The sequence below is a fragment of the Microcystis sp. LSC13-02 genome (assembly GCA_002282935.1).
In the GTDB taxonomy this organism is placed as follows: domain Bacteria; phylum Cyanobacteriota; class Cyanobacteriia; order Cyanobacteriales; family Microcystaceae; genus Microcystis.
The window spans coordinates 1-7,068 of sequence record MTBT01000110.1 but is presented as its reverse complement, the minus strand read 5'-3'; the positions used below and the strand labels follow the sequence as shown (position 1 = coordinate 7,068).

The window sequence follows — 7,068 nt, the reverse complement described above, 5'->3', positions numbered from 1 at the left end:
GACATAATCGTGTAAGACCTAAGTAAGGGAAACCAGAAAGGGCTGTGATTAGCTCAAGAATCCTCACGCCTTTAGGCCCAGGAGTGTCAAACTGGAAGCAGATCGAAATTATACTTGTAACCATTCTATTTATCATGACACCGAACCCTGCCTTTTCCATGGACGATTTTGCCAAAGCTCTTGATCAATACGATTATCAATTTGAAAAAGGGCAGATCGTGCGCGGGAGAGTCGATCAACACACCTCCGATGGAGCATTCATCGATATTGGCGGCAAATCCTCCGCTTTTATTTCTTTAAGGGAAATTTCCCTGGAAAATGTTCCTTCCATTGCCGAAGCTTTACCCATAGATGCAGAATTCGATTTTCTGATTACCCGTGGACAGGATGCGGAAGGACAAGTTACCCTGTCTCTGCGGCAATTATTACTGCAAAAAGCTTGGGAAAATGTCAGGGAAATCTCTGAAAGTGGCAAGTCGGTGCAGCTGCGCGTCACGGGGGTGAATAAGGGGGGAGTGACGGGAGAAGTGGAGGGATTAAAAGGATTTATCCCTCGCTCCCATTTAATCGAAAAAAATGATTTAGATTCCCTGATCGGACAACTTTTAACCGCAACTTTTATTCAAATCGATCAAGAAAATAATAAATTAGTTTTATCTCAGCGAGAAATTGCTCGCGCTAACGCTATCAGTCAATTAGCTGTGGGTAAATTATTAAGTGGCACCGTGGTTAAATTACAACCCTACGGTGTCTTTGTCGATTGCGGTGGAGTGACGGGATTACTCCATGCTAAACAGGTGACAGGAGCCTCTTTTAATTCTCCCATGACTTTCTTTAAAGTTGGTCAAGCAATTAAAGTGGTAGTCGCGGAAATTGACGAATATAAAAATCGCATTTCCCTATCCACAAAAATCCTCGAAGCACACCCCGGCGAAATTCTCGAAAACTTTGCAGAAGTCATGGAAACAGCAGCAGAAAGATTAAAACAAGCTCAGGGAAAAACACCCGAAAGTTAGCGTAGGGTGGGTTAGGCGACAATAATTTAGATATTTTACCACCTATTTAGTATTCGCCGTAACCCACCATCAGTTATCAGGTGAATTTGTCTCCTCTCTCCTGTCTCCTTTTTACTTGACCAAGATGTTTCAAGATCGGATAGCAATTTTAGGGACTATGCACGGAAAAGAGCGGGTAATTGCACCGATTTTAGCGCAAGAAATAGGACTTAAGGTGATTGTACCCGATAATTTTGATACCGATCGCTTTGGCACTTTTACCCGGGATATTAAGCGCATCGGGACACAAATTGAAACCGCTCGCAGGAAGGCACAACAAGCGATCGAGCTTTCGGGATACGATATCGGAATTGCTAGTGAGGGTAGTTTTTATCCCTATCCCAACTTGCCGCTAGTTTCCTGTAATCGTGAATTGATTTTATTGTTCGATCAAGTCCATAATCTAGAAATAATTGGTCAAGCAATAGTCACGGAAACTAATCACGCTCACCAAACTGTAACTAATCTAGCAGATGCTTTAGAATTTGCCGAAAAAATAGGGTTTCCTAGTCATGGTTTAGTGGTGATGTTTGATAAAAATTCTCTCGACTCCGAGAATATTTTTAAGGGAATTACCGACCGGAAAAATTTAGTTAAAATTGTTGAAGATATTCTTGACAAAAACGGCAAAGTACACCTAGAAACCGATATGCGCGCTATGCACAATCCCACGCGCATGAAAGCAATTGTTGCCGCAACAGCAAATCTGGTTCAGAAACTTAATCAATTATGTCCTAATTGTGGTTGTCCGGGGTTTGATATTATCGAAATAACATCGGGTTTACCCTGTGGTTTATGTCACTTTCCCACCTCTTTAATTAAACTGGAACTATACGGTTGTCAAAGGTGTGATTATCGAGAGGAAAAACTCTTTCCCAACGGTCAAAAAACCGCCGATCCGATGTATTGTGAATATTGTAATCCTTAAAGATAGCTTTTCTATGGAAAGAATTTTAGAACCAGAAGTAATGGATGATCGGGAAGAAGCGCTCGAATATGATGCCATGGACTTCACCGAAGTTAATACTAATTTCGCTAAAGAAGCCGTACAATTGGCCGGTATTAATGCTAGGGTGTTAGATGTAGGAACCGGTACTGCACGCATTCCGATTATGATCAGTCAACTACGTCCCCAATGGCAAATTATCGCTATTGATCTGGCCAATTCTATGTTAGAAATTGGTCAAAAAAATATCCTTAATGCTAACTGTCAAGAACAGATCAAATTAGAGAAAGTTGATGGAAAAAATCTTCCCTACCAATCCGAGCAATTTGATTTAGTTATTTCTAATAGTTTAATCCATCATCTCGAAAATCCTCTGCCTTTTTTACGGGAAATTAAGCGAGTTTTAAAACCCAATGGTGGCATTTTTTTAAGAGATTTATTCCGTCCCGATTCCGAGGAAATAATCAAGGGGATGGTGAGGGAAATCGAGCCTAATTTTTCTCCCCGACAAGCGCAACTATTTCAAGACTCGTTGCGAGCGGCTTTTACCCTAGCAGAAATCGCAGATTTAATCCAGCAGTCGGGCTTAGAAAATGTTAAAATTTATCAGTCTTCCGAACGTCATTGGACAGCTATAAAAACGAGTAAAAACTAATCAATAAATAAGGGGAAAAGCGAGTTATGAAAGTTGGACTTTTGGGAACGGGATTAATGGGAACGCCAATGGTAGAAAGATTATTAAATCAGAAAATTCCTGTTATTGCCTATAATCGCACCTTAGAAAAATTGACACCTTTACAGCAGTTGGGAGCCAAAACAGTTAGCTCTCCTGAGCAAGTAATTCAAGAGGCAGATTGTCTGATTTTAATGTTAACTAATGCCGCCGCTATCCAAGAGGTTTTAGGATTAAATTCCGAGCAATCCAACTTCAATAATCGTACTATTATCCAGATGGGAACTATTGCTCCTTCTGAAAGTAAACAACTGCGAGATCAAATTGTTGCTAAAGGGGGAGAATATCTAGAAGCACCCGTGTTAGGAAGTATTCCCGAAGCTAAAAAGGGGACTCTCTTAGTTATGGTGGGAGCAACGGAGAAACAGTTCCATCAATGGTCAAATTTATTAGCACATTTTGGTCAAGAACCGATGTTAATCGGGGAAGTGGGAACCGCCGCGGCGTTAAAATTAGCTTTAAATCAATTAATTGCCGCTCTAACCAGTGCTTTTGCTTTGAGTTTAGCTTTTTTATCCCAGCAAGGAGTAGAGCTAGAAAAGTTCATGACGATCCTGCGTCAAAGTGCCTTATATGCGCCTACTTTTGACAAAAAATTAACCAGAATGTTAGAGAAAAATTATGCTAACCCTAATTTTCCCACTAAACATTTACTCAAAGATGTCAATCTCTTTTTAGAGGAATCGGAGAGGTTAGATTTAACCACTTTTCCCCTAACAGGAGTACAGCGCCTTCTTGAAAAAGCTTTAGAAATGGGATTCGCAGAACAAGATTATTCAGCTTTATACGGGGCGCTGAAAAAAGAATTATAAACCGCTTGCCAACATCAAAAAGACTCTCTTTGGTTTGTAAATTGTTGTTAGGGTTAGGAGTCAGTAGCCAGTAGTCAGTAGTCAGGAGAATTAAGAATGAATAATAATCAATTAAATGGTCTATTTACAAATTTTAGGCAATTTAATCCTTATTTTTGAGGCTTATTATTAAGATAACTGCAATACTTACCTTTACTGATAGGAAAAAAAACGGTAAAAGGCTTTAAATTTTCCTTAAGCTTTGTTGAGGTAGCCAGAAGAGGGGGTTAGAGTAGGAAGTGATGGAATTTTGGGCATATTTTTCTATGACGCTGACTGAATTTGGATTATTAGCGGGTTTACTTGCCCCCGGTATTCTACTCTCGATTTTGGTGATGGTGAGTTTTGCCAAAGGGGGCTAAAAACTGATAGAGACACCGATCAAAGTGTCTCTGTCTTGGGTGAAGATTAATCTATTTTTGGTTTTTTGCCCAATTTAATTGATTCTGTAGCTAACAAAATTGATTCTAAATGATGGCGCTTCTCCACTTGACCGAGGAAATAACCTGTCATCATCGCTGAAGCGAGAAGATTAGCCAAATTCTCGCGGTCGGTGGTAATTTGTACCGCAAAATCCTCCGGGGGCAACATTCCCACCAATCCCTTGACATTTTGCGAGATAATATCTTTAATTTCGCTACTGACCGATTGGGCTATTCTCTCAAGGGTTTCAGGATGCTGCTGCTGGAGATACTGCATCAAACAGTTATCATTTTGTTCTTCGGTTTCCCAGGGAAAAAAATCAGGATTAAAAGTCATCAGAACTCCCACGCTGTAGTGGTTATTAGATTTAGGTTAACAAATCGCTCTTCTCGATTGCCCGAAGTCACCCCCATCTTCTTCAAGTTTAGCTCAGTGATTCAGGAACATTCACCCCTAATATACCCTCTCTCTCCTTATTCCTGATCGGTAGGTTCCAGAATACCCTGTTCCCTAAGATTGTCAACCTCGAAATATTGATGAAATTTATCGGTTACTTCTAACCAGTAGGATCTGCCTTCGTTTTGCTTGCGTTTTCTCACAAATCCTCGTTCTACCAAGTCCTGAACCTGTTGATAGGCCGTACTGCCTCGTAAATTAATTAAATCCGCTTGTAAAATCGGTTCTTTTAGTGCGATCGCTGCCAAAGTACGGAGGGTTCCCGTACCTAATTCGGCCGGGATCAGGTCTTCGATCAAATTCTGATAAGCTGACCGCAATTGTAAACTATAACCGAGGGGGGTTTCCACCACTGCCAAGGCACTATCCCGGTGGGCATAATCGGACATTAATTCGATCATGGCATCTTCCACCGTCAAGCGATCGCTGTTAGTTAATGTCACCATCTCGGTTAAGGGGACAGGCTGCCCTTTTAGATAAAGTATCGCTTCTAGACGGGTAGCTAGTCTGATCTCCTGGTGGGGTTCCGCGCTCAATCTCGACTACCTAAGTTTAGACAATGATTTGATATTCTACTAGAAGACGAACGAGAAAATTATGGAAACTTTTTGGAGTCAGGTTTTAGACTTTTGTTATCAGGCTACCGGCCAGGTGGGCGATCGCTTACTGGCTGATTTTGGCAAATTACAGGCCACCAATAAAGCAGACGGGACTTTAGTGACGGCTGCCGACCGTTGGTCCGATGGCCAATTGCGATCGCTAATTGCCAGCACTTTCCAGGATCATGGAGTCTTAACCGAGGAAACTACCCATATTTTCCCGGAGCAAGAATGGTGTTGGGTAGTGGATCCGATCGACGGCACAACTAATTTTACTCGCGGTGTTCCCATCTGGGGCATTTCCCTAGGACTTCTCTACCGAGGGACTCCCGTGTTCGGATTTGTTTATCTCCCCTGCCTTAAACAGGCCTATTATGGTTATTGGTGCGGTGAGACGGGTTTAACCGGTCCGGTGGGGGCCTACCGCAACGGTCAACCGATTCACACCAGCGACGATTTTCCTAGCAAAAATCATCTGTTTAATCTCTGCGCTCGTAGCACAGATGTATTAAAAAATCCCTTTCCCTGCAAAGTGCGGATGATAGGAGTGGCTAGTTATAATCTGCTTTTGGTTGCCGATGGCACAGTCTTGGGAGGAGTGGAAGCAACCCCGAAAGTCTGGGATATTGCCGCGGTTTGGGCAATTCTACAGGCTGCGGACGGAGTATTTATCTCTTTAGGAGAAAAGATTTTTCCCTTGCGGGTAGGGGAAAATTATCGGGATCGATCCTATCCCTGTTTAGCCGTGGCTCGATCGAATTTAGCGCCGGTTTTCTTGCCTTTAGTCGGTTTTCTCAAGGATGTTGCTTGAATGGAGAATTGCTCAGGTTAGAATAGCTGCATTTATTGGTTTTATCTCTATTTATATTTATTTCATGAGTTTTGATACTTCCTCTCTCAGCGAACGCAACGATAAAGCCGAAGTCTATCAGCCAGTAATTATTCGCCTCGAAAATGTGTCTAAAATCTATGGCAGTGGCGAAACCATGGTTAAAGCCCTTAATAACATCAATTTAAGCCTAAAAAAAGGGGAATATTGCGCGATTATGGGGGCTTCGGGTTCGGGAAAATCCACAGCGATGAATATTATCGGCTGTCTTGATCGTCCCACCTCGGGGTCTTATTATCTAGAAAATCTGGACGTTTCCACGCTGCCGGATGGGGATTTAGCTCAGATTCGCAATCGTAAAATCGGCTTTGTTTTCCAGCAATTCCATCTTCTACCCCAGATGAGTGCGCTAGAAAATGTCATGTTACCGATGATTTATGGTGGGGTTTCTCCCCAAGAAAGAAAGGAAAGAGCGATCGCTGCTTTAACCAAGGTAAAATTAGATAATCGACTGCACAATAAACCCAATCAATTATCGGGGGGACAACAGCAGCGTGTCGCTATTGCTAGGGCAATTGTCAATCAACCTATATTATTACTTGCCGATGAACCGACAGGGGCGCTCGACTCGAAAACTACCCAAGAGGTGATGGCTATTTTCTCGGAATTGAATAACAGTGGCATTACTATCGTGATGGTAACTCACGAGGCTGATGTGGCGCGTCACTCTGGACGCATTATCTGGTTTAAAGATGGTGAAGTGGTTTATCCTAATCTCGCACCGACGGATTTACACGAGGTGATTGGGTAGGAGGTGGGGATTTTTTGGTAATCAGTGAAAAGAAAACGGCAACTTCCTAATTAAAAACCACGCTTCCCATCATCGCTGTTAGGGATTGGGAAGAAAACCAAAAAGTTTAGCTGCCCCTCCTAAAATGGCAACGACCAAAGCGATTAAAATCCCTCGATTGGTAAATTCCTGATTAGCGACTCTTGCAGTTAATCCTTTAATTTCTGTGGTTAGTCGCTCATCTAAGGTTTTAATCTCCCCTTTTAACTCCGATTGTCCTATCTCTAGCTTGTTAACATCTCTTTGTAGAGAGTCTATTTTCCCCTCAATCCTTGTCAGAACAGCTTCTAGGGAATAAGTCACGGTTTCGTTAGACATGAGCTAAA

9 protein-coding genes are annotated in these 7,068 nt (G+C 42.2%); 6 read left to right on the top strand and 3 right to left on the bottom strand.

What is annotated here, in order from left to right:
- Nucleotides 1-158 precede the first annotated feature (158 nt).
- From BGL89_RS06775 to BGL89_RS06760, 4 genes are all read left to right on the top strand, one after another.
- Nucleotides 159-1,016, top strand: a complete 858-nt coding sequence (locus tag BGL89_RS06775) for a S1 RNA-binding domain-containing protein (protein WP_286825045.1) — start codon at nt 159-161, stop codon at nt 1,014-1,016.
- A 124-nt stretch (nt 1,017-1,140) separates the two neighbouring features.
- Nucleotides 1,141-1,983, top strand: coding sequence for a DUF6671 family protein (locus BGL89_RS06770; RefSeq protein ID WP_286825039.1), 843 nt, complete (start codon nt 1,141-1,143; stop codon nt 1,981-1,983).
- 13 nt (nt 1,984-1,996) lie between these two features.
- Nucleotides 1,997-2,656, top strand: coding sequence for a class I SAM-dependent methyltransferase (locus BGL89_RS06765; RefSeq protein WP_286825038.1), 660 nt, complete (start codon nt 1,997-1,999; stop codon nt 2,654-2,656).
- A gap of 26 nt (nt 2,657-2,682) precedes the next feature.
- Entirely contained in the window at nt 2,683-3,546 is an 864-nt protein-coding gene (locus BGL89_RS06760) for an NAD(P)-dependent oxidoreductase (RefSeq protein ID WP_286825037.1), read from the top strand.
- A 447-nt stretch (nt 3,547-3,993) separates the two neighbouring features.
- Here BGL89_RS06760 and BGL89_RS06755 read toward each other — a convergent pair whose 3' ends face one another.
- Nucleotides 3,994-4,344, bottom strand: coding sequence for a DUF760 domain-containing protein (locus BGL89_RS06755; RefSeq protein ID WP_286825036.1), 351 nt, complete (start codon nt 4,342-4,344; stop codon nt 3,994-3,996).
- A 137-nt stretch (nt 4,345-4,481) separates the two neighbouring features.
- Complete coding sequence (scpB, locus tag BGL89_RS06750) at nt 4,482-5,000, bottom strand: SMC-Scp complex subunit ScpB (protein ID WP_286825035.1); 519 nt, start codon at nt 4,998-5,000, stop codon at nt 4,482-4,484.
- Between the two features lie 61 nt (nt 5,001-5,061).
- Here scpB and BGL89_RS06745 point away from each other — a divergent pair, with 61 nt between their 5' ends.
- On the top strand, nt 5,062-5,874 hold the full coding sequence (locus BGL89_RS06745) for an inositol monophosphatase family protein (RefSeq protein WP_286825034.1): 813 nt from the start codon (nt 5,062-5,064) through the stop codon (nt 5,872-5,874).
- A 64-nt stretch (nt 5,875-5,938) separates the two neighbouring features.
- Entirely contained in the window at nt 5,939-6,703 is a 765-nt protein-coding gene (locus BGL89_RS06740; RefSeq protein WP_286825033.1) for an ABC transporter ATP-binding protein, read from the top strand.
- A gap of 78 nt (nt 6,704-6,781) precedes the next feature.
- On the opposite strand, the gene BGL89_RS06735 is transcribed toward BGL89_RS06740, so the two are convergent.
- A complete protein-coding gene (locus BGL89_RS06735; protein ID WP_286825032.1) occupies nt 6,782-7,060 on the bottom strand; it encodes a DUF4164 domain-containing protein in 279 nt (92 codons plus the stop codon).
- Nucleotides 7,061-7,068 lie beyond the last annotated feature (8 nt).